General features: G+C 72.0%; 19 protein-coding genes and 1 riboswitch. Of the genes, 7 read left to right on the forward strand and 12 right to left on the reverse strand.

Annotated elements, in window-relative coordinates; all coding sequences use genetic code 11:
* From ACR9ZK_RS05405 to ACR9ZK_RS05430, 6 genes are all read right to left on the reverse strand, one after another.
* On the reverse strand, window positions 1-871 hold an 871-nt coding region (locus ACR9ZK_RS05405; RefSeq protein WP_481340859.1), incomplete at its 3' end, for a DNRLRE domain-containing protein.
* A 210-nt stretch (window positions 872-1,081) separates the two neighbouring features.
* Complete coding sequence (locus ACR9ZK_RS05410; protein ID WP_481340860.1) at window positions 1,082-4,039, reverse strand: carbohydrate-binding protein; 2,958 nt, start codon at window positions 4,037-4,039, stop codon at window positions 1,082-1,084.
* A gap of 276 nt (window positions 4,040-4,315) precedes the next feature.
* Window positions 4,316-5,485, reverse strand: a complete 1,170-nt coding sequence (locus tag ACR9ZK_RS05415) for an ROK family transcriptional regulator (RefSeq protein ID WP_481340861.1) — start codon at window positions 5,483-5,485, stop codon at window positions 4,316-4,318.
* A gap of 37 nt (window positions 5,486-5,522) precedes the next feature.
* Window positions 5,523-6,593 (reverse strand): phosphotransferase, encoded by a 1,071-nt coding sequence (locus tag ACR9ZK_RS05420; RefSeq protein ID WP_481340862.1) that lies wholly within the window; start codon window positions 6,591-6,593, stop codon window positions 5,523-5,525.
* A 23-nt stretch (window positions 6,594-6,616) separates the two neighbouring features.
* The gene (locus ACR9ZK_RS05425; protein ID WP_481340863.1) at window positions 6,617-7,966 is read right to left on the reverse strand and encodes an aspartate aminotransferase family protein; all 1,350 of its coding nucleotides are present in this window, start codon (window positions 7,964-7,966) and stop codon (window positions 6,617-6,619) included.
* A gap of 21 nt (window positions 7,967-7,987) precedes the next feature.
* Complete coding sequence (locus ACR9ZK_RS05430) at window positions 7,988-8,662, reverse strand: haloacid dehalogenase type II (RefSeq protein WP_481340864.1); 675 nt, start codon at window positions 8,660-8,662, stop codon at window positions 7,988-7,990.
* 432 nt (window positions 8,663-9,094) lie between these two features.
* On the opposite strand from ACR9ZK_RS05430, the gene ACR9ZK_RS05435 reads away from it, so the two are divergent.
* The 3 genes from ACR9ZK_RS05435 to ACR9ZK_RS05445 all read left to right on the forward strand — a co-directional run bounded on the left by ACR9ZK_RS05435 (window position 9,095) and on the right by ACR9ZK_RS05445 (window position 10,537).
* Entirely contained in the window at window positions 9,095-9,463 is a 369-nt protein-coding gene (locus ACR9ZK_RS05435) for a hypothetical protein (protein ID WP_481340865.1), read from the forward strand.
* Between the two features lie 107 nt (window positions 9,464-9,570).
* Complete coding sequence (locus tag ACR9ZK_RS05440) at window positions 9,571-9,771, forward strand: hypothetical protein (protein ID WP_481340866.1); 201 nt, start codon at window positions 9,571-9,573, stop codon at window positions 9,769-9,771.
* A gap of 118 nt (window positions 9,772-9,889) precedes the next feature.
* On the forward strand, window positions 9,890-10,537 hold the full coding sequence (locus ACR9ZK_RS05445; RefSeq protein WP_481340867.1) for a carboxymuconolactone decarboxylase family protein: 648 nt from the start codon (window positions 9,890-9,892) through the stop codon (window positions 10,535-10,537).
* On the opposite strand, the gene ACR9ZK_RS05450 is transcribed toward ACR9ZK_RS05445, so the two are convergent.
* The 4 genes from ACR9ZK_RS05450 to ACR9ZK_RS05465 form a co-directional block, all read right to left on the reverse strand.
* Window positions 10,538-11,230 carry a DsbA family oxidoreductase gene (locus ACR9ZK_RS05450; RefSeq protein ID WP_481340868.1) on the reverse strand — a complete coding sequence of 231 codons (693 nt, stop codon included), beginning with the start codon at window positions 11,228-11,230 and terminating at the stop codon, window positions 10,538-10,540.
* Between the two features lie 84 nt (window positions 11,231-11,314).
* Window positions 11,315-12,067 (reverse strand): C40 family peptidase, encoded by a 753-nt coding sequence (locus ACR9ZK_RS05455; RefSeq protein WP_481340869.1) that lies wholly within the window; start codon window positions 12,065-12,067, stop codon window positions 11,315-11,317.
* A 2-nt stretch (window positions 12,068-12,069) separates the two neighbouring features.
* A riboswitch (cyclic di-AMP (ydaO/yuaA leader) is annotated at window positions 12,070-12,253 on the reverse strand.
* Window positions 12,254-12,523: 270 nt separating this feature from the next.
* On the reverse strand, window positions 12,524-13,225 hold the full coding sequence (locus tag ACR9ZK_RS05460) for an iron-dependent transcriptional repressor DtxR (protein WP_481340870.1): 702 nt from the start codon (window positions 13,223-13,225) through the stop codon (window positions 12,524-12,526).
* 18 nt (window positions 13,226-13,243) lie between these two features.
* A complete protein-coding gene (locus ACR9ZK_RS05465; RefSeq protein ID WP_481340871.1) occupies window positions 13,244-14,683 on the reverse strand; it encodes an MFS transporter in 1,440 nt (479 codons plus the stop codon).
* Between the two features lie 68 nt (window positions 14,684-14,751).
* Here ACR9ZK_RS05465 and ACR9ZK_RS05470 point away from each other — a divergent pair, with 68 nt between their 5' ends.
* Window positions 14,752-15,957 carry a hypothetical protein gene (locus tag ACR9ZK_RS05470; protein ID WP_481340872.1) on the forward strand — a complete coding sequence of 402 codons (1,206 nt, stop codon included), beginning with the start codon at window positions 14,752-14,754 and terminating at the stop codon, window positions 15,955-15,957.
* Between the two features lie 234 nt (window positions 15,958-16,191).
* Here ACR9ZK_RS05470 and pdxH read toward each other — a convergent pair whose 3' ends face one another.
* Window positions 16,192-17,028 carry a pyridoxamine 5'-phosphate oxidase gene (gene pdxH / locus ACR9ZK_RS05475; RefSeq protein ID WP_481340873.1) on the reverse strand — a complete coding sequence of 279 codons (837 nt, stop codon included), beginning with the start codon at window positions 17,026-17,028 and terminating at the stop codon, window positions 16,192-16,194.
* A 109-nt stretch (window positions 17,029-17,137) separates the two neighbouring features.
* Here pdxH and ACR9ZK_RS05480 point away from each other — a divergent pair, with 109 nt between their 5' ends.
* Window positions 17,138-17,542, forward strand: a complete 405-nt coding sequence (locus ACR9ZK_RS05480) for a hypothetical protein (RefSeq protein WP_481340874.1) — start codon at window positions 17,138-17,140, stop codon at window positions 17,540-17,542.
* Window positions 17,543-17,582: 40 nt separating this feature from the next.
* On the opposite strand, the gene ACR9ZK_RS05485 is transcribed toward ACR9ZK_RS05480, so the two are convergent.
* Window positions 17,583-18,209, reverse strand: coding sequence for a pentapeptide repeat-containing protein (locus ACR9ZK_RS05485; protein ID WP_481340875.1), 627 nt, complete (start codon window positions 18,207-18,209; stop codon window positions 17,583-17,585).
* Window positions 18,210-18,316: 107 nt separating this feature from the next.
* On the opposite strand from ACR9ZK_RS05485, the gene ACR9ZK_RS05490 reads away from it, so the two are divergent.
* Both ACR9ZK_RS05490 and ACR9ZK_RS05495 read left to right on the forward strand, forming a co-directional pair.
* A complete protein-coding gene (locus ACR9ZK_RS05490) occupies window positions 18,317-19,438 on the forward strand; it encodes a citrate synthase 2 (RefSeq protein WP_481340876.1) in 1,122 nt (373 codons plus the stop codon).
* Between the two features lie 111 nt (window positions 19,439-19,549).
* Window positions 19,550-21,616 carry a PQQ-dependent sugar dehydrogenase gene (locus ACR9ZK_RS05495; protein WP_481340877.1) on the forward strand — a complete coding sequence of 689 codons (2,067 nt, stop codon included), beginning with the start codon at window positions 19,550-19,552 and terminating at the stop codon, window positions 21,614-21,616.
* The last annotated feature ends 73 nt before the right edge of the window (window positions 21,617-21,689 follow it).

Below are 21,689 nucleotides of genomic sequence, written 5' to 3' on the forward strand. Positions count from 1 at the left end.
GGTGTCCAGGCTCTTGATGGCGTAGGAGGTCTGCTGCCCCGCCGCCCAGTCCTTGGTAGTCGGCCGCGGTGTACCTGTACCCGTAGATGGCGAACAGGCCGGCGGCGTTCACGTCGGCGACTGCGTGGACTGCACCCGTCGCCTTGTCGACGGCGAGATAGGTGCCGTCGCCGGCGGCGATGTGGACGACTGCCTGCGCGGAGGCGCCGTTGGACGGGTAGTCGGCGAACCGCTGGGCGATGGGATAGTCGACGGCTGGCTCGTCGGTGACGGAGGCGACCTGCACCCATGGCCGGTCCGCCGCATTCGGCGCACGCGTGGAGTAGACGTCGGTGCCGGCGATCGTGAGATCGTCGACTGCGGTGGTCGTCAGATGCACCGTGAGCACGTCGCTGTGCGCCGCCTTCGCAGACTTCGCCAGTTCCGTGATGTCGAGCGGCACGGCGGAGGTGCCCTGCGGTGCCGTCGCGGTGACGGCAGGTGAGCCCACGATGTCGAGGGGCCGAGTGTTCCAGGTGACGTTCGACTCAGACCATCCGGTGGTCGTCGGCGAGCCTGCGTTCGTCAGGTACTCGCTGCTTCGCGTGGCGACCAGTGTCGCGGCGTTGTTGTACTTCGTGATGTTGAGGACGACCGAATCGAGCACCGCGACATCGAGCTGGGAGATGTCCAGCCGGAAGTAGGCGTGCCCGCCCTTGCCGACCACGAGGTTTGCGGCAGTACCGAAGTTCGTCGCCGGCGAGGTCGACCGCACGTAGACGTTGTCCTCGAGCAACGCCGCTGCTCCGGTCGCCCGGCTGGGCGTCGCGGTGGCGGTGACGGACGCGATGGGGAGCAACGCCGCGAGGACCAGGCCGACGATGGTTCGCACGCCGCGACGCGCCGTCGGTGGGGCGTCGCCGCCTGATACAGGTGGAGTCGATCGGTGGGACATCATGCTCCTTCGCATTCAGGGACATAGGGGCCGCCGTCACAGGCCGCCACAATGGATACGGCGCGACATCCGGCCGGTAAGGAAAGCGCCTTCCTGCAACCGCGAAGGGGCTCGGTAGCGGCGTTCCGTCTCGGTGTGTCTTGTCGGTCAGGTGACGGTGACGGTCACCGGCGTGCGCGTGACGTCGTGGCCGTCGTCGCCGATCAGGACGATCGGCTGGTCACCGCTCTGGCGCGGCGTCCACACGATGACGTTCCCCTCGAGTCGAGCGCCCGGCGGCAGTGTCTCGGCACTGATCTTGACCGGGTGCCCATCGGGGTCGTAGGCCGTCACCGGGACACGGACCTCGGAACCGGTCTTCACCGAGTCGGGGACCTGCACCGTGACCTGCGGCGGTGCGGCGTTCACCGGGTCGGCCTGCACCTGCTCGAGGACCAGCGGCGCATCGACGGAGATGAACAGCATGTGCGCCCGCTTCGGCGACGGCGTGAGCGGCAGCCGTGCAGTCCTGAGCAGTCCGTCGGGCGACGCGGGCAGCACGCCGACCGCAATCGGGTTCGATTCCACCGTGTCCGAGTACACGTTCACCGAGACCGGCAGGGCGCTGCGGTAGGTCATCGCCAGGGTCTCCGCACCCGACTTGAACTCGACGAGCGGCAGGGCGATCGTGCTCTGTGCCTGCACGAGCAGGGCGGAGTCTGAACCCATGACGGTTGACCGCCCCGCGGGGGTGCCCATCACGGCGGTTGCGGGGGTGGCGAGGTAGGGGTCGACGCCTTCGGTCCAGCGCACCGTTCCCAGCGACACGTCCGCGCCCCCGGTCTGCACGAGGTAGACGTCCTTGCGGCCGAGGACCGCTCGCGCCTTCTGCGCGCGCTGCACCGGCAACCAGGCGCCGCGGGTGTCCGGCAGGGCGTAGGTCGCAACGGCCGGCCCGTCCGGTGATCCGGTGCGCAGCTCGAGCGTGGCCGGACCGGTCGTCCGGACGTTGGCCGTGAAGGACTGGGATCCGCTGTCGAAGTCCAGGTCCTTCCAGCCGAGCGAGGAGCCGGTCGAGAGAGTGACCGAGCCGTCCGGGCCGGGCTTCGTCCCATGCTGGACGGGTGCGGCGGCCGCCGCGTTGTCCAGCTGAGCGGAGCCGGACGCGACCTTGATCCAGTCCACCGCGCCCTGCCAGTGGTACACGTTGTTCGACCCGGTGAACGTGAGCACGATGGTGTGCTTGCCGCTGAGCGGCCGGGTGAGCCGCGTCGCGGTGGTCTGGAAGATCGTGTACCACCCGGTCGGGGCGATCGTGGCGTTGCCGATGAGCTCACCCGTGGGCGAGTCGAGGTGGATGGCGACCTGGGTCGGCACCGTGGTGCTGGCTCCGCCCCGAAGCAGGAACGTGTCGCGCGGGATGTCACCGAAGTCGAAGTCGGCGTACTTGATCCACCCGCCTTGCTGGATGTCACGCACGATGAGACGGGAACCGTCGGCGTCTACCCAAGGGTCGTTGCGGATGTCGTTCTTGCCGGACGTCTCCGTCCAGTCGGCGGCGGCGACCCGCTCGAAGGAGGGGTCCGGGCCGTAGTTGCCGTCGGGGGCCGGCGGACCGGCGGGCGGCACGGACGACGCGGCCGCGGCCGGGCTCCAGAGCAGGTCGTTCCAGTCGGAGCCGATCTGCTTGGCCATGGCGGACAGGTACGGCATGTCCTTGTCGGGCACGCCGAGCTGGTAGTGGTAGTGGTTGTAGATCAGGGCCTTCAGCGGCGAGTTGACGTTGAACTCGCTGAGCTTGCCGGTGAACTCACCGCGAGTGGTGGGCGACACCGTCTTGTAGACGGTGGTGGGGTTGAGCTGGTGCGGCGTCCATGGGACGTCGTAGCCCAGGTTGTACTTGGCGAAGAACTCCGCACCCGAGAGCAGTCGGTTGTCGTGGTAGGTGAACAGGTCCTTCCCCGCGTCGCCGAGCCGGCCCTCGCGGGACTGGATCCATGTGGTCTGGGCGATCTCGGCAAGTGTCGTCAGGTCGCCGTGAGCGTGGGGCTGATCACGACCCATCTCGTTGAGCTGGCCGTTGTCGCGGATCTGACGGTCCAGGGAGAAGTCCTGCCCGGGAACGGGGTTCGTCCCGATGGTGGCACGGTTCAGATACTTCGCGTAGAGCGCCTTGTCGTCGAGGAAGACCGCAGCAGCGAAGAGCGCGGTGTGTCCGTAGCCGGCCTGGTTCTGGAACATGTCGTCCCGGTCGACGCCGACAGGAGGTGGCGATGCCACGATTCGCAGTAGGTGGCTGAACGCGGCAGTGTCCGCGTCGGTCCAGCCGGATCCTTTGGTGTACCTGAGGATCTCGGCGGCGCTGGCCATCCGTGCAACACCCGGTGCGGCATGGATGAACTCGGTCAGGTTGGTCAGCTTGGCGGACCACTGACGGATGATGTCGAGCGCCTTGTCCCGGTGGGCCGGGTTGCCGGTGACGTACCACTCCAGGGCGTTCGCGTGGGCCGCGAAACCATCCGTGCCGATGGTGTACTCGATCGGGCGATTGAACCCCTCGACGACCGCCAGCGGCCCCTGCAGCTGGTAGCTGCTGCTCGCGCGTGGGTCCTGGCGCACCGACTCGTAGGCGCTACGCCAGGGTTCCACACCCTTCTGCACCATGTCGCGCATGAGGTTGAGCTCCTCGCGGGAGCTGACGATCCCGGGATGAGCGAAGCCAGCGTCGCTGACGACGGTGCCTTCACCGCGGCCGATGTTCGGATCCACGATGGCCGAGCTGCCGGCTGCCGAACTGACTACACCATCAGCGCTTGGAACGGCGGCGTTCGCCGGAGCGCCGGAGCCGATACCGCCCAGGGCGAGTGCAACCGTGGCGGTGAAGAGTGTTGCGAGCAGCCGACGCTGGCTACCCAGGGAAACGTGCATTGCGATCTCCTGTGACCTTCTCGATGTTTCGGCCGCCCCTGCACGTGCGCGCAGGCCAGCGTCAAAGCGCCGGGCTCCCGTTCGCTCAGCCGGCCAGACAAGCCGCCGCGGTGTCGCCGATTCCTCTGTGCCAGTTGGTCGCAGAGGTGTCCACTGAAAGTGCCAGACGGGAATGCGCTTTCCAAGTTCGTCGATCACGGTACTCGCCGGGGTCACCGAAGATCAACCCCCGACCTGCAATGGATGACATCCGGGTCACCAGGGAGGGCCGTCACCGACGTTCCGTGGGACTTCCCGCCGGGCAGGCGCGAGTCCGCACCGCAGTGGTGTCCTGTCAACCGAGCTGGGCGCGGCCGTGCGCGCGGAGGCCGTCCGGCTGCTGAAGGGGAAGGACCCTGTCGCGGTGGCTCATCACGCTCCTGGGGCCTCTTCACGGCCGCAGGCACTCCGCGTGGTGCTGTGTTGCCCGTTCACTCAGAAGGCTGGCAAGGGCTGCTGGGCGTTGGGGCCCTGCCTGCGTGCCTCGAGCACTGCGTCTCCCAACCGCTCCCGAGCCACCGCCAGGCACGCGTACACCGCTCCTCGTGCCACCGACAGGCCGAGGACCTGGGTCACCGTCCTGACCTCGGGGACCGCCGGAAGGCTCTTGTCGAGCCGGCTTCGCACCTCGGGGAGGACTTCGTCGACGAGCGGGCTGAGCCGACCCACGAAGAAGACCGACTCCGGGTCCAGCGTCACGGCGACGGCGGTGACGGCGGTGACGACTGCCGTGGTGAAGGCATCCAGCACCTCGGCACGCGGACCGTCGTCGTGGGGTTGCAGCCACAGGTCTTCGACGCGCTCGAGGGCCAGTCCCCGCTCTCGGGCGAACCGGAGCAGACCGCTGACGCTGAGGAGCCCGTCGAGGGGCTCGGCGCCGACCCCGGAGAACAGCACACCGATGTCGCCGAAGGCAGGCGTCCGCCCTCGGAGGAGCTCCTGGTCGGTGCAGCTGGCGACGTTCAGGATGCTGCTCACGCTGAAGAGAGCAGCGTCTCGCAGGGTGGTGTCCTCGACGAGGACCCCGAGCAAGGACGCGTTGGCATCGCTGTCGAGGAGCACGGGAGCGTCGACCAGGTCGGCCAGGGCTCGCTGGAGGCCAGAGCCCGCGAAGACCGTCATCGACTCCGCCGGGCCGAAGATCTCTGTGCCGTTCCGGACCCGGCCGGGCACCGCGACGACGACCTGGCGCAACGGCCCCTCTGCCGCGGCGCTGGTCTCCGCCATCAGGGCGACCAGCCACTGCGCGGTGTTCCCGACCTCCTCGCGGGTCACCGTGGGCACGATGACCTGTCCCAGCTCGCGACCCCTGAGGTCGGCGACCAGGACACAGGTCGTCTGCATGCCGAAGCTGATGCCCACGACGTGCCCCATCGTGCCGGGCACGTCCAGGTACGTGGACCGGCGGCCACGGCCGGCGACCTCGTCGACTCCGCCGTCGACGACGAAGCCGTCCACCCGAAGCTCCTCCACGGCGCGCGACACCGTGGCCTTGCTCAAGCCCGTCAGGTCGATGACCTCGTTGCGCGTCAGCGGCGCCCGAGACAGCAGCACGTCGAGGACGGATGCCTTGTTGTAGTCGCGGGACGTGGGGTTGCTGCTCACGCGAGGACCCTAGCGATGCGGAGTCGGTCAGGGCTGCTCACGACGGCGAACCCCGGAGCTGGGCAACGACGTCCGCCAGGGGCACCGCCAGGGCACGTTCGACGTTGACCCAGTCGTCCTTGGCGTGGGCCAGGAGGTAGTCGCGCCGTTCCGGCACGCGCTCCGCGCGCCAGTTGGTGATCAGCGCGCGGAGCGTGAGCCGCGCCAACGCGGTCGCCGGCAGCAGGGGCAGCTCCCGGTCCCTGATCGGCCGGGCGCTCTCGTAGCCGGCGACGAAGCCGCAGGCCTCCCGCCACGGCTGCTCCGACGTCCGGCCCAGCAGGTTCGCCATCGCCACCGCGGGATCGAAGATGACGGCGCTGCGCATGGTGTCCCCGAAGTCGATGACACCGGTGACGTAGTCGACGCTCTGCTCGTCGACGACCACGTTGTACGGGCTGTAGTCACCGTGGATCACCTGCGTCTCGAGGTCGTCCAGCCTCGGGACGATGGTTGCCTCGAACAGCTCGAACACCCTGTCGGCCAGCCGCCGGTGCTCGGCATCCGGGGTGTGCTCGACGAGCTCGGTCAGCTCGTGGAAGTGCCGGATGTCCCACACCAGGCCCCGGCGGTCCGCCGGGTGCGCAAACGCCTCGAGCGCCACGTCGACTCGTCCGAGCATCTGGCCGACCTTGGCGAGCTGCTGGCCGTCCGGGTTCACCTGAGCCCAGACCGCACCGTCGACGAAGTCGAAGACGCGCAGCACCCGGGCGGTGCCGTCACCTGCCTCGATGAGCACGTGGTCGCGTCCGTCCACGGTCAGCCTCACCCGCTGGACGGGCAGCTCGGGCGATGCGCTTTCGAGGAAGCGCATCGCGGCCGTCTGAAACTCGACGACCGCCCGGGCCTCGTCAGGTGGTGAGACCTTCACGAGGTAGCGGGCCGAGTCACCCCTGAGCCGGAACGTGTCGTCCTTCTCCGTCGCCAGCGGGTGGAGCCGTCCGGAGAGGTGGTAGTGCTCGTCGAGGAGGAGCCTGACGAGCCCCACGTCGATGGGCGTGTGCGACGACCCCATGCCGCTTTCGGCGAAGAGCCGTTCAGCCGGGCTCGAGCGTGGTGAGGCGTGCACTGTCGGTCCCTTCGGCCGGGCTGCTACAGACGGTCCTTGGCGACCTCGGCGAAGGTCTCCAGGAACCGGGTCACATCGGCGGAGCTGAAGGCCAGCGGAGGACGGACCTTCAGGACGTTGGCACCCCGGGCAGTGCCGCTGATGAGGATTCGACGATCCCGCATGTCGTTGATGACGTCCTCGGCTCGGGCCCGGTCCGGCGCCCGCGTCTCCAGATCCTCGACGATCTCCACGGCGACGTACAGACCGCTGCCGCGCACCTGGGCGACGTGCGGTGACTCGCGGGTGATCTCCTCGAGTCCGGCTCGCAGCGCCGCGCCGTTCTCGAGGACGCGCTGCTGCACGTTCTCCTCCTCGAACACGTCGAGCACCGCGGCCCCGGCCGCCACCGGGATCGAGCTGCCGGCGAACGTGTTGAAGTAGCGGACGTTGCGCCCGAACTCCTCGGACACCTCGGGCCGGAAGACCACACCCGAGAGCGGCACTCCGTTGCCCATCGGCTTGCCCAGGGTGACGATGTCCGGCAGCACGCCGTGGCGGGCGAACCCCCACATGGCGTCCCCGAGGCGGGCGAAGCCCGACTGCACCTCGTCCGCGATGTAGACGCCTCCGGCGGCGTGGACCTCCTCCACCACGGCCTGCATGTAGCCGACCCTGTCGGTGAAGATCCCGTCGCTGCTGTAGGCGCTGTCCGTGACCAGGGCCGCGAGCCGGTAGCCGTGGCGCTCGAGGTCGTCGATTGCGGCACGCACCTGGGCGCGCATGTGCTCGGCCAGCGTGGATCCGGGAGCAACGAGTCGCGGGTCAGGCGGATCGATGAGCCGGACGTTCGGTCCCAGCGGTGAGCCCTTGCCCAGAGTCGGTGAGAACCGCGAGACCTCGCTGGTGATGCCGTGGTAGGCCCACCGCGTCACGACGATTCCCTCGCCGCCGGTGTGGTACTTCGCCACCCGCATCGCGAGGTCGTTGGCCTCCGAGCCGCTGCAGGCCAGGCTCAGCTTCGACAGGCCCTCGGGGAACGTCGCCAGGAGCCGCTCCGCGTAGTCGACCAGCGCCTCCTGGACGTAGCGCGTGTTCGTGTTGACCGCCGCCATCTGGCGGTGGACCGCTTCGACGACGTGGGGATGGGCGTGCCCCACGCACGGCACGTTGTTGTAGGCGTCGAGGTAGTCGTTGCCGTCGAGGTCGAACAGGTGCGCTCCGCGACCGCAGACGAACTCCACCGGCTCGCGGTACATCAGCATGTAGCCCGGGCCGAGCACCTCGTTCCGCCGCCGGATGGTCTCCTGGAGATGCTGCGGAAGTGTGCCCACCACCCCGGGGTCGAACCCGTTGGGAAAGCCGGCGATCGCTCGGCTGAGGCTGGAAGACATGGTGAGGACCTTCGTCGCAGCTCAGATGCCGAGCAGCGTGTTGAGCTCGTCCAGGGACTTCACGACGGTGAGGCCGTAGCCCGGCGGCACCGGGTCGTAGCCGCGGTCGAGGAGCACGAGGTTGCGGAAGCCCATGTCGTGCATCGGCAGCGGGTCGTAGCGGGTGTGCGAGGACACGTGGACGAAGTCCTCGGGCTTGGCGTCGAGCTGGTCGAGCATGTACTCGAACGCGGCGTACCGGGGCTTGTAGTAGCCGGCCTGCTCGGCGGTGAAGACGGCGTGGAAGGGCGCCTCCAGCCGCGGCACGCTCTCCTCGAGGAAGTCGTTGCTGGCGTTGGAGAGGATGACGAGCTTGTAGTGCTCGGCCATCTTCTTCAGCGGCTCGACGACGTCGGGGTGCGGGCCCCAGCTGCGGACGCCGTCGGCGAACCGCTTGCCCGCCGTGGGGTCGGACTCGATGCCCCACTTGCGGCAGACCCGGTCGAAGGCGCTCTGCAGCACCTGCTCGTAGGGGTAGTACGCGTCGAGGACGGCGTCGTAGCGGTAGCCGCGGAACTCGGCGACGAACTGGTCCCACTGCTCCGCCGGGATCTGGTCGCCGACCAGCTCCTTGGTGATCGGGGTCATCGGCCAGCTGATCAGCGTGCCGTAGCAGTCGAACGAGACGTACTTCGGCCGGAAGGTGGAGGTGCTCATGGTGCGCCTTTCGATGAGTGTGCGTGGGGAGGACGGACCCTCGTGCTGGGCTCAACACTAGCAGACTTAGTTCCAGTTGCAAACTGAAACATAAACTGGCAATGCCGAGCAGCCCTGCGCTCGCCCTCCAACTCACAGCCGGCCAATCTCCCACCGAGCGCGCGCGTGTGTCACCGTGGAGATCCGGACCGGTGACGCGGCCCCGCGGGCCTGCTCACCCCGGACCGGAACTGCACGGACTCGCTCGCCCCGCCGCGGCGCCCCCGGACCCAGGCACTCGCCTCCCGGACCTGGCCACCCGAACGCGGCGGGGCGCGCCACGTCCCGCCCCGGGGCGCCCGACGCGTCCGGCGCCCTCCCCGACCCATGGTGTCCCGAGCGCCCGACCGGGTACGGCTCCACGGCACCAGCGTCGGAGAAAGGACGGACAGCATGAGTGTCACGAGCTTCCAGGATCTGCCGCTCGCCGACCGCGACCGCGAGTGGGACGGCGACGCCGCCGAGAAGCGGGTCCGCGCCTGGGCCGGCGCCGAGGAGGAGCCGAACGAGAAGTACCGCGACGCCCACGTCTGGTACGACAAGGACAAGAAGGACAACTTCACGGCCTACAAGCTGCTCATCGCCGACGTCGTCGACGGTCGGCTGCGTGCGGTCCCCCGTGGCGTCATGGCGGCCGCCGCCGTCATGCAGGGTTCCCGCGGTGGTGTCGACCTGCCCTCCTCGGATGTCGACCGGGTCCGCAGCCATCTCGCGAAGTACTACGCCAAGATGGGCGAGGACGCCCCATGGGAGCGGGACTGAACGCGTCCGCAGGCAGTCCGACGCGCCCGCAGGGAACTCGCGGGCGACCCGGCCGAGGTCACGTGCCGACCTGTTCCAAGCCGGCGGGCGGCGGGTACGGCGGGCACATGAGCAGAACGGTTGCAGCGATCGTCGCCGAGCTGGCGCAGGTCGAGGACGAGGTCCGCTGGGCCTCGCTCGCCTCCGGTACCCGAGCCCCCGACGCCTCGCGCCTCGCCGAGCTGAGTGCTCGCGAGGACGCGCTGGTGCGAGAGCTGCGAGCCGTCGACGTCAGCATCGACCTGTCCGTCGCGCCGACGCCTGCCTGACCAGCCCGATCGGCCGGGCCTGAGCGCGCCCGGCGCCCAACGGCCCCTGCAGGATCGGCCCACACTCCGCGTCAGCCCGTGCCACGATGAACGCGTCGCACGACGAACGGAGCGCCTGATGGCCACCGACCCCGCCCACGGGTTCCTCACCGAGCCGCCGCTGACCGACGCCGTCCGCGCCTCCTTCGAGGGCGACCTCGGCACCCAGGGGTTCGTCATGAACCTGTCGCACCTGTGGGCGCACGACCCGGCGGCGCACGACACGCTCTTCGGACTCCTCGCCGACATGGTGCGCCTGGGCGGCCTCACCTTCCGGCAGCGCGGCATCCTCATCAGCGCCGCCGCGGCCACGGGCAGCGACTCCTACTGCGCCCTGGCGTGGGGCAACCGGCTCGCCGGCGAGGCGGGCCCGGACGTCGCCGCGGCGGTGCTGGCCGGCGACGACGCTCCGCTCGACCCCGCCGATGCCGCACTCGCCGGCTGGGCGCGCACCGTCGCCCGCGACGCCAACTCCACGACACCCGCCGACCTCGAGCCGCTGCGCGCCGCCGGCTTCGACGACCGGCAGATCTTCGCCATCACCGTCTTCGTCGCGCTGCGGCGGGCCTTCTCGATGGTCAACGCCGCCCTGGGGGCGCTGCCCGATGCCCAGCTGCGCTCGGCCGCGCCAGGGCCGGTCGACGAGGCGGTGTCCTTCGGCCGCCCCAGCGCCGGGGCGCCCTCGGCGAAGACGCTCGGGGACGCGTCGCCGACCGCCGCCGGCTAGCTACGCCTCGTCGCCACCCTGCACGGCGACCCCGCGCAGCAGGGCGAGGTAGTCCTCGACCGGGCGGGCCCCCGGTACGGCGGCGAACCCGTTGGCCAGGACGAACGGCGTCACCGTGATGCCGAGGTCGCGGGCCTGCCTCTCGTCGGCGCGCACGTCGTCGGCGTACGTGTCGGACGCGAGCACGGCGGCGACCCGCCGCTCGTCGAGGCCGCACTCGGCGCAGAGGCGCTGGAGCACCTCGTGGTCGTCGAGCGCCAGCCCCTCGCGGAAGTGCGCCGAGAAGAAGCGCTCGACGGCAGCCGCCTGCAGGGCCCGGCCGCCCATCTCGCGCGCCAGGGCCACGAGCCGGTGCGCGTCGAAGGTGTTGGCCATGACCGCGGTGTCGAAGTCGAAGACGAGGTCGTGGGCCTCGGCCGCCTCGATGGCCTTGGCGTTGAGGATGTGCCCGGCGACGGGGTCACCGTTGGTCCGCGAGCCGATCTGGTCCTGCGCGCGGTCGTTGCGCCCGACCGGCCACTCGGGGTCGAGCTCGTAGGCCCGCAACCGCACCGACACGTCGTGGGGCCGCTCGAAGGCGTGGATCGCGGCCTCGATCCGGTGCTTGGCGATCCATGACCACGGGCAGACGAGGTCGCCCCAGACGTCGAGCTCGATGAGGGTCGTGGACTCTGCAGCAGCCTGGACGGTCATCACGTCATCCAACCACGCCGGCGAGGAACGACGTCGCGCCCCGGACCCGTTCGGGTCGGGGGCGCGACGGAAGCCACGGGTCGGTCAGGCGCGGCCGTAGCCCGACGGCGTCGTCCAGATCGAGTGGTACCCGATCGTCGTGCCGGGGCGCTGCGCGTCGATCATGACGCCGGGGCTGACGTAGATGCCGACGTGGTAGACCGGCGAGCCGAAGAAGACGAGGTCACCGGCGCGGGGGTTGCTCACCGGCGTCGTCGCGGCCTTCTGCTGCGAGGCCGTGCGCGGCAGCGAGATGCCGGCCTGGCGGAAGACGTACTGGACGAAGCCGGAGCAGTCGAAGCCCGACGGGCTCGTGCCGCCGTAGACGTACGGGACGCCGAAGTAGGACTGGGCGATGCCGACGATGCCGGACGCGGTGGGCGCCGGGTCGGACAGGGCCGTGCGGGAGGCCGAGCGGGAGGAGCGGTCCGCAGCCTGCTGGCGCGCGTCCTCGGCAGCCTTCTCGGCGGCGCGCTGCTTCTCGACGGTGACGTCCTTGATGACGAGCGGCTTGACGCTCGCCTGCTTCGCCGCCGGCTTGGCGTAGCCGATCGCCGAGAGGGCGCTGGCCGCCTTGAGCGTGCCGACCTGCGGGCCGACGACCGACGGGGCCGCGGTGCTCGAGCCGTCGGCGGCGCTCGCCGGCCCGGCGAACGTCGCGACGAGCCCACCGGAGGCGGCCACGATCGCGGCCCCCTTGACGGCGGGCTGAGCGGACTCCTTGGCGATGAGCTTGAGCTCGGCGATCGCGTTGAACCGACCGGGGGCGCGGTGGCGCCCGGGAACGTTCTGAGCCACGTTTGACCTCTCGACGCCTACGAGGTGAGCTGTCGGGTTCGGGCGGAATGAGGTGCTGCTCGCCCGGCCTTCACTCGGACCTTGCGGTCCACGGAGGGCTTCACCCCGAGGACGTCGTGCGACGCCCGAAGGTGGGTCCCCCGCTCCTGCCATGCGGATCGTTCAGGGGCTCAGGGTCGATGGCAGGACTAGGCGGTTCGACCCGAAGCACTCGCCCGACGGGGAGAGCGAGCGGGGCTCACGCTACCCAAGTTCCCCGCGGCTTGTCACGCCGGGAGTCGGTGATTTCAACAGATTTTCGGACAGGCCACCGCACCTCGCCCCAAATCCCCACAGTCCCAAGGCGATCCGGGCCCGATACGAGGGCCCGATACGAAGGCCCGATACGAGGGACAGAGGGCGTGCGGGCCGGTCCGGCCTCAAAGCGGGGCAGGGCGGGCAACGGCCGGGCTCGCGTCAGGCGACCTGGCAGAAGACGTGCGCCGCGACCTCGTCGGGCAGCGACACGCCCTCGCCGGCGTCCGCCGCGTCGCTCACGGCCAGCACGCGTCCCTCCTCGCGGACGACCCGGACCCGGGCCCCCGGGAGGACGCCCGCCGAGGTCAGCAGGGCCAGCGCCTCGGGGTCGACCTGCACCGGCTCGCCGATGCGACGGATCGTCACGGCCGCGGGCTCGTCGCCCGCCGCCGCAGTCAGGGACATGAGGCCGGTGAGGAAGCCGTGCGCGGCGTCCTCGGGCACACCCAGCTCGTCCAGGCCCGGGATCGGGTTGCCGTACGGCGACTCGAGCCCGCCCTTGATGAGGCCGAGGATCTTGCGCTCGACCTTCTCGGACATCACGTGCTCCCACCGGCACGCCTCGTCGTGGGCGTACTCCCACTCGAGGCCGATGACGTCGACGAGCAGCCGCTCGGCGAGGCGGTGCTTGCGCATGACGCGGGTCGCCATGAGGCGGCCGCGGTCGGACAGCTCGAGGTGACGGTCCCCGGAGACGGCGACGAGACCGTCGCGCTCCATGCGGGCCACGGTCTGCGACACCGTCGGGCCCGAGTGGCCCAGACGCTCCGCGATGCGTGCGCGCAGGGGGACGATGCCCTCCTCCTCGAGCTCGAAGATGGTGCGCAGGTACATCTCGGTGGTGTCGATCAGGTCCGTCACGGTCATACCTTCTCAGAATCAGGACGCCCCGGGCGTCGCGTCCGGGCCGGGACGGGCCGCCCGCCCCCGGAGAGGGCGCGTCGGGTCGTGGCGCGGCACCCAGATGCGCAGCCAGCCCGCACCGAGGACGGCCCCGACGCCGAGGACGACGGCCGACGCACCGAGGGACAGCACGGCCGTCAGCGCGGACAACGCCAGCGGGCCCGCGGCCCTTCCCAGGTCGGCGCACAGGCGCCAGCCGCCGAGGAACTGGGCGCGTCCGTCGGCCGGCGAGGCGTCGGCCCCGAGGGTCATGATCAGGCCGGCGCCGAGCCCGTTGCCGACCCCGAGGACAGTCGCGGCCGCGGTCACGGCGACGAGGCTCGTCGCGAGCGGCAGCAGCGCCATGCCCAGACCGAGCACGAGCATGCTGGGCACCGCGGCGGCAACCCGCCCGTACCGGTCCATGAGCCAGCCCGAGGGGTAGAAGAGCAGCATGTCGACGGCGCCCGCGACGCCGAAGACGAGCGAGGTCTGGGCCGGGCTGAACCCGACCGACTCGGCCCAGAGGGGCACGAGCGCCTCGCGGATGGCTCGGGCTCCGGCCACGCACATCGCGCCCGTGCCGAGGGTCAGCAGGACGTCCCGGTGCTCGAGGAGCACCGACGCGACCGACCGCGGCACGCGCGTCCGGCCCCGGGCGCTCCCGGAGCCCCCGCCGGTCCGGGCGTTCCCGCTGTTCCCGGTCGTCCCGCTGTTCCCGATGGTCCCGGCGTCCGCGACACCGCTCCGCGACGCCCGGGCGTCGTGGCCGGCCGTGATGTCGGGCGCGACGAGGACGAGGACGAACGCGGCGACGCTCGCGACGCCGCCGACGGCATAGGCCGACTCGGTCCCCCACCGGGAGATGACGAGCGAGCCGACGAACGGGCCGATGAAGTAGCCGATGCGGTGCACCCCGCCGAGCGTCGACAGTGCCCGCGCCCGCATCGCCACCGGCACCGCCTCGGTCAGGTAGGCCTGGCGGGCCAGACCGAAGAGCGAGCCGGCCAGCCCGATGACGAGCACCCCGGAGAACAGCGCCGTCACCGTGCCGGCGAGCGCGGCCACGACCATGCCGACCGCCTCCACGACCGCGGCTGCCATGAGGGCACGCCGCTCGCCGATGCGGGCGGCAAGGGCCCCCGACGGCAGGTCGCCGAGCAGCTGGCCGAGGCCGAGCGTCCCGACGAGGAGCGCCGCCACCCCCACCGACGCGCCCATCTCACGGGCCGAGACGGCGATGATGGGCGAGACGGCACCGGCACCCGTCGAGCCGAGGAGCGTCGGTCCGTAGGCCGACAGCGCGATGGCGCGCAGCCGGACCGGGGGCCCGCCGGGAGAGCCGGGCTCGCGGCTGCCGGGCTCGCCGGGAACGCGCCCGGTCCGTCCCGGTTCGCGCCCGGCACGGCCCGCCGGGTCGCCCTGAGTCTCGGTCACGCCACAGGACCCTAACGATCGGGTTACTCGGGTGGCCCGGGCATCCCGGGCGACGGAACGATGGGCCGATGACGACGAGCGAGCGGGCGACGGGGGCCCTGGCGGTGGCTGCGGCCGCCGCCCTCGTCGTCGCGCTCGCCTCGCCGGTGGCCACCGCGGTCTTCGGTCTCATCCTGCTCGGGACGCTCGCCGTCCTGCTCGAGGTCCGCTACCTCGTGGGTCGCCTGCCGGTCATCGCGCGCCGTGACGTCGTGAGTGGCCTCGCGGTGCTCCTCGCCGGCACGAGCGTGCTCCGGCTGGCCGAGCACCTCGTCGGCAGCCAGGCGCGGCGCGCCGAGGCGGTCGTGGGCTTCTGCGTCGTCGCCCTCGTCGCCCGGGTCGGGCTGCGCGGACGCCGACGCCTCGCCGCGTACGCCGTCGCCGGCATCCTCGCGGCCGCCTCCCTCGTGTGGCCCGACCACTACGCGTTCGCGCTCCTGCACCTGCACCAGCTCGTCGTGCTCGTCTTCCTCTGGGACTGGGCCGCGCGGCTGCCGCGGGTCCGCGACCGCCGCCTCTTCCGCGGCGTGCAGCTGGCGTGGGGCCTGCTCGTGCCCGCGCTCGTCCTCGTCGGCACGGTCGACGGCTGGCTCACCGGCGAACCCGGCGTCGCGCGCAGCGTCGTCGGGGACGGGCGCTCGATGCTCGCCGCGGCGGCGCTGCCCGGTGACGCGTCCGGCCCGCTCGGGCTACGCCTGCTCACCGTGTACGCGTTCCTCCAGACGGTCCAGCTGCTCGTGTGGGTCGCCTTCATGCCGCGGTTCGCGACCGAGGAGTCGGCCCACTTCGAGCGCCGGTTCCCGTGGCTGACAGGGGCGCGGGTGTGGACCGTGGGGTTCGTCGCCGCGGCCACCTTCGCCGTCGTCTTCGCGCTCGGTTTCCGGCAGGGGCAGGTTTTGTTCGGGGCGCTGTGGTCCTGGGCCGTGCACCTCGAGATGGCCGCCGCGCTCGTCGTCGTCGCGGCCGGCCGCCGGGTCCCCTCCGCCCCGCGCCTGCGGCTCGTGCGCACACCGGCAACGGCGCGGGGCGACGCCGCGGACCGGCGCGACCGGCGCGACCGGCGCGACGGGCGCGGGGGCGGTGACGCGGACGGGCCCGGCGCGAACGGCGCCGGCGACGTGGGCCGCACCGGTGCCGCGGGCCGCGTCGGTCCCGGCCGGCGCGGCGGTCACGGAACGGTGACCGAGCCCGAACCGGCGACGGCCGTGGCCCCCGACGCCGAGGTCGGCGGCTGACCGAGCCCGCGAGCGTCACCTCGCGCCGGTGGAAAAGTCCTTGCCCCCTCCTGCGGGCCGGTCGTACGGTCGTTGCATCGACAACGGAAGGAGGTGATCCGAGAAGTGATCTCTTCCGGAACGTGTGAGGTGGCCACGCGATAGTCGCGTCCCCACCTGCACCCAGGAATGAGGCAGGGCGGTCCGGTCAGCCGGGCCGCCCTGTTCCGTGTCCGCCCTCCTGCGGCACGCGCGTCACGGCTGGAGCCGTGAGCTCGCCCAGGCCGACGCATCGGCCAGGGTGCCCTCGCCGGTACGCCTGAAGACGATGCGGTCGTGCAGCCGGTTGGCGCGCCCGGCCCAGAACTCCACCTCGTCGCAGACGATGCGCCAGCCGCCCCAGAAGTCGGGCACCGGCACGTCCGAGTCGCTGCCGGTGTCGGGGAACCGGTCGAGCGCCTCCCGCCAGCGCCGCTCGAGCTCGGCCCGGTCGGCGGCCGGCTGCGACTGGTCCGAGGCCCAGGCCGACAGCCGGGCCCCGTACGGCCGCGTGGAGAAGTACGCCTCGATCTCGGCGCGCCCGACGAGCTCGGCCCGACCGCGGAACCGGATCGCCCGGTACAGCGACGGCCACGTCAGGGACGCTGCGACGTGCGGGTTGGCCCGCAGCTCCTCGCTCTTGGCCGACCGGAGGTTCGTGACGAACCCGGGACCCCGCTCGTCGAAGAACCGCATGAGGACGGTGCGCACGTTCGGCACACCGGACGCGTCGACCGTGGCCACCGAGAGCGCCGTCGGCTCGGGGACGTCGTCACGCTCGGCGGCCGCCCGGACGGCGGTGTCGACCCAGTCGCGGGCCTGCTCGTACGGGCTGGGGGCCACCTGCGACTCGTCGAGCCCCTGCCCCGCGTAGTCGACGCGTCGTACCTGCAGCGGCACGGCCGCGCCGAACGTGTCCGACGCGCCCGATGCGGTGCCGCGGACGGCGGCGTGGTCGGCCTCCCTGGCGGCGGCGCCGGCGGGGTGGGCGGCCTCCCTGGCGCCGTCGGCGTCGGGGACCGCCGGGGACGACGGGTCGGCGGGTGTCTGCATGACCTCAGACTAGGGTTTGGACCAGACGGCCCGGGGCGGGCGTCAGTCAGGCAGCGGCGGCACGCGGAGCGATCGATCGGCCCGGCGGCGGGCAGGAGGAGGACGCGCGATGGCAGGCAAGGGCAAGCTGATCGGCCGGGGCGTCCGGCTCGGGATCAAGTACGGCCCCCAGATCTGGGTCGCGACGCAGGCCCTGCGGGAACCGGCCAAGGAGGCCGTCGGCAAGGCGGTCTCGAGCGAGAAGGCCCGCCGGCAGGCCATGGCGCACGCGACGTCGCTGTCCGAGGGCAGCATCCTCAAGGTCTACAAGGGCGACCGGGCGCACTGGGTCGTCTTCGGCGGCGACGAGCCGGTCGGCGTCTACCCGCCGGCCGACCTGCCGCTGGCCACGCTCGTCGAGCGGGCCGACCTCACCAAGCGGATCCGCCCGCAGGACAAGGTGGGGATCAAGGGACGCGCCAAGGACGCCGCCACCGCGGCGCTGCGTCGGGGCAGGCCCAACCAGCTCGGCTGACAGCCCCGCCTGCCCCGCCGTTCCCGGGCCTGCACGGGGCTCAGTCGGCGACGACGATGCCCAGCTCGGCGGCGAGCGCGTCGGACAGGTCGATGACCTGCGGACGCGACAGCGTCGCCCCCTTGAGCCCGGCGATCCCGTGCGGCGACCGCAGCGTGGCGCCGGACAGGTCGAGGCGCCGGTAGGTCCCGCGGCCGAACGAGGGCTCGACGAGGGTGCAGCCCTCGAAGCTGAGACCGTCGACCGTGGCCTCCTGCAGGTCCAGCTCGACGACGACGCAGTCGATGAAGGCGACGTCCTTGAGCCGGGCCCCGCGCAGGTTGAGGAAGTCGACCTTGCCGCCGCGCACGGTCACGTCGCGCCACGTCGAGCTCCACGCCGACACCGCGCCGAGCCGGCAGCCGTCCAGGCTCGTCTCGACGAGGCTCGCCTCCTGCAGGCCGACACCGACGCCGTGGACGCGGTCCCACTCGCACTCCGACCAGCGCGACGCCTCGAGGTGGGCCTCGTCGAGGCACGCGTCGACGAGGGTGCACTCGAGGAAGGTGAACCCGCCCGCGCGAGCGCCGCTGAAGTCGGTCCCCTCGAAGCGGACGGCGTCCTGGTTGGCGTCCCGTGTGGTGAACACCGCGTCGCGAAAGGAGGTCTGGTCGGCTGCTGACGGCATACGGTGAGTCTCGCAGCGGTCCCGGTGCTCACCGACGGCCCCCGGCCGACGCGACCGCTGCCTCGCCTCCACACCGCGGTGGTACCGCCTGCACAGCAAGGACCGTCATGGCAGACAGCACACCGGACCCTGACTTCAAGCCGGGTCTCGAGGGAGTCATCGCGTTCGAGTCGACGATCGCCGAGCCGGACAAGGAGGGCGGCGCCCTCCGCTACCGCGGGGTCGACATCGACGACCTCGTCGGCCGGGTCGACTTCGGGCACGTCTGGGGCCTGCTCGTCGACAACGAGTTCGACCCCGGGCTGCCCCCGGCCGAGCCCTACCCCCTGCCCGTCCACACCGGCGACGTCCGGGTCGACGTCCAGTCGGCGCTCGCGATGCTGGCGCCCGTCTGGGGCTTCCGTCCGACCCTCGACATCGACGCCGAGGAGGTCCGCGACAACCTGGCCCGGGCCGCCGTCATGGCCCTGTCGTTCGTCGGGCAGTCGGCGCGCGGGCTCGGCAAGCCGATGGTGCCGCAGCGAGAGGTCGACAACGGCCGCACCATCACCGAGCGGTTCATGATCCGCTGGCGCGGCGAGCCCGATCCGCGCCACGTGGAGGCCGTCGACGCGTACTGGGTGTCGGCCGCGGAGCACGGCATGAACGCGTCGACGTTCACCGCGCGCGTCATCACCTCGACGGGCGCCGACGTCGCGGCCGCGCTCTCCGGCGCGGTCGGGGCGATGTCGGGTCCCCTGCACGGCGGCGCGCCCTCGCGCGTCCTGCACATGCTCTCGGGCGTCGAGGAGCAGGGCGACGCGTCGGCGTACGTCAGGGGCGTCCTCGACCGGGGCGAGCGGCTCATGGGCTTCGGCCACCGCGTCTACCGCGCGGAGGACCCGCGGGCCCGCGTCCTCCGCGCCGCGTGCGAGCGACTGGGCGCGCCGCGCTACGAGGTCGCGGCGGCGCTGGAGAAGGCTGCGCTCGAGGAGCTGCAGGCCCGGCGCCCCGACCGCGTCCTCGCCACCAACGTCGAGTTCTGGGCCGCCGTCATCCTCGACTTCGCCGAGGTGCCGCCGCAGATGTTCACCCCGATGTTCACGTGTGCGCGAACGGCCGGCTGGTCGGCGCACATCCTCGAGCAGAAGCAGACCGGCCGCCTCATCCGTCCGTCGTCGCGGTACGTCGGCGAGGGCCCGCGGCGGCCCGAGGACGTCGCCGGCTGGACGCCCGAGGTCGGCCGCTGACCGAGGCCTGAGCCCCGGCGCCTCCGGGTGCCGGGGCGGGACGACGCGCGTACCGTGGCGGGAGGAACCTCGCAAAGAGGACACCGACAGCGCCCAGACTCGGGAGGCACCATGGTGCGGCGTGCGGTCGTCAGAGCGTCCATCGCGGCGGGAGGGGTCGTCCTCGCCGCCGGCGCGGTGACGGCGTCCGGCCCGCCGGCGGCCGTCGCGTCGCCGGTCGCGCCGGCAGCGGCCACGGCCACGGCGGCCGCCCCCACGGCCACGGCGGCCGCGCCCAAGCTGCAGGTGACGACGGTCGTCTCCGGACTGGCCTACCCGTGGGACCTCACCTGGGTCGGCGGGCTGATGCTCTACGACCTGCGCGGCGGCCAGGTGTGGTCCAAGCGCGAGGGCGCGGCGCCGCGTCGCGTCGCGATCACCGGCTTCCCGTCGGTCTACGTCAACAGCGAGGGCGGCCTGCTCGGGATGGTGGCCGACCCCGCCGCGGCGTCGAACAAGCGGTTCTACACCTGCCAGGCGGTGCGGGACGGCGCGGGCAACCCGCTCGACGTCCGGGTGCTGCGGTGGCGCCTGACGAGCGACACCACCGCGGTGTCCGCCGGCGCGCCGCTCGTCACGGGCCTCCCGCTCACGAGCGGCCGGCACAGCGGCTGCCGGCTGCGCTTCGGCACCGACGGGAAGCTCTACGTCGGCACCGGCGACGCCGCGGTCGGCACCAACCCGCAGAGCCTGACCTCCCTGGGCGGCAAGGTCCTTCGGGTCGGTTCGGACGGGACGATCCCGACCGACAACCCCTTCTACTCCCGCGGCGGCAACGCCCGGTACGTGTGGAACTACGGGCACCGCAACGTCCAGGGCCTCGCGCTGCGGCCCGGCACGAGCGAGCTGTGGTCGGCCGAGCACGGCACGAGCGTCGACGACGAGATCAACCTGTCGGTCCGGGGCGGCAACTACGGCTGGGACCCGGTCCCCGGGTACGACGAGTCGACGCCGATGACCGACCTGTCGAAGTTCCCGTCGGCGCGTACGGCCCAGTGGTCCTCGGGTGACCCGACGGTCGCCACGAGCGGCGCGACCTTCCTGCGCGGCGCGGCGTGGGGGCAGTCGCAGGGCGCGCTCGCGGTCGGGCTGCTCAAGGGCCAGGGCATCTACCTCATGCGGCTGAACCCGTCGCCGAGCACCGGGAAGGTGGCCCGCGTCGAGCGGCTCGCCGTCGCGCAGGGGTACGGACGCATCCGCGCCACGCAGCTCGGACCCGACGGCTCGCTGTGGTTCACGACGTCGAACGGCACGAACGACCGGATCGTCCGGGTCCGCCCGACCGGCACCGTCCCCCGCAGGAGCGCCGGGCAGCTCGTCTCGACCGTCGGTGTCACGGCCGCACGCACCGGAAGCGAGGTCCTCGCCTTCGCGCGCGGGGCCGACGGCTCGGTGCGCTTCACCCGCTCGACCGACGACGGTTCGACGTGGGCGTCGTGGGCCAACACGTGGGTCACCTCAACCGATGCTCCGTCGGCGACGAGCTCGCGTGCCGGACGCGTCGACCTGCTGACCCGCAACGGCTCCGGCCAGGTCGTCCACTCGTGGTACGTCGGCGGCGTCCGCAAGGGTGCGACCAACCTCGGCGGACGCGTCGTCGCCCAGCACGCGTCGTCGCTCGGTGACGGGACGCTCGACGTGTTCGCGGTGGCCCCCGACGGCACCGGCTGGCGTCGGCACTTCGACGGACGAGCCTGGCATGCCTGGCTGCGGGCCGGTGGCGTCTTCACCTCCGGGCTCTCGGCGTCGGCCTCACCCTCGACAGGGGGAACGGTCGTCAGCGGTCGTGGCACCAACGGTGCGACGTACGAGACGCTCTTCCTGCCGAGCAGCACGAGTCGCCGGACGTGGACGATGCGCCGGGACTCGCTGTCCCTCTTCTCGGACCGGGCGCTCGGCGACACCTTCACCGGGCACGCGCGGGTCGCGGTCGGCGTCGGCATCGACGGCCACCTCGTCGTGCAGCGTGGCAGCGTCCTCACCGGGACCACGGCCCCCTTCACCTCGGCGCCCGACGTCGTGACCCGCTCCGACGGCGGCTTCCTCGCCTTCGGTCGGGCCGTCGACGGGACCCTGTCCCTCTACGACGCGCGTCCGGGCCGCTACGTCACGCGGTCGCTCGGCGGCACCGTCCGCTGACGACGCTCGGTTGCCTCAGGAGTGCGCGGTTCCCTCAATGGTGCGGCCCACAGGCCCCGCCCCTCGAGGAACC

Source organism: Monashia sp. HAY1-5C (assembly GCF_056755255.1).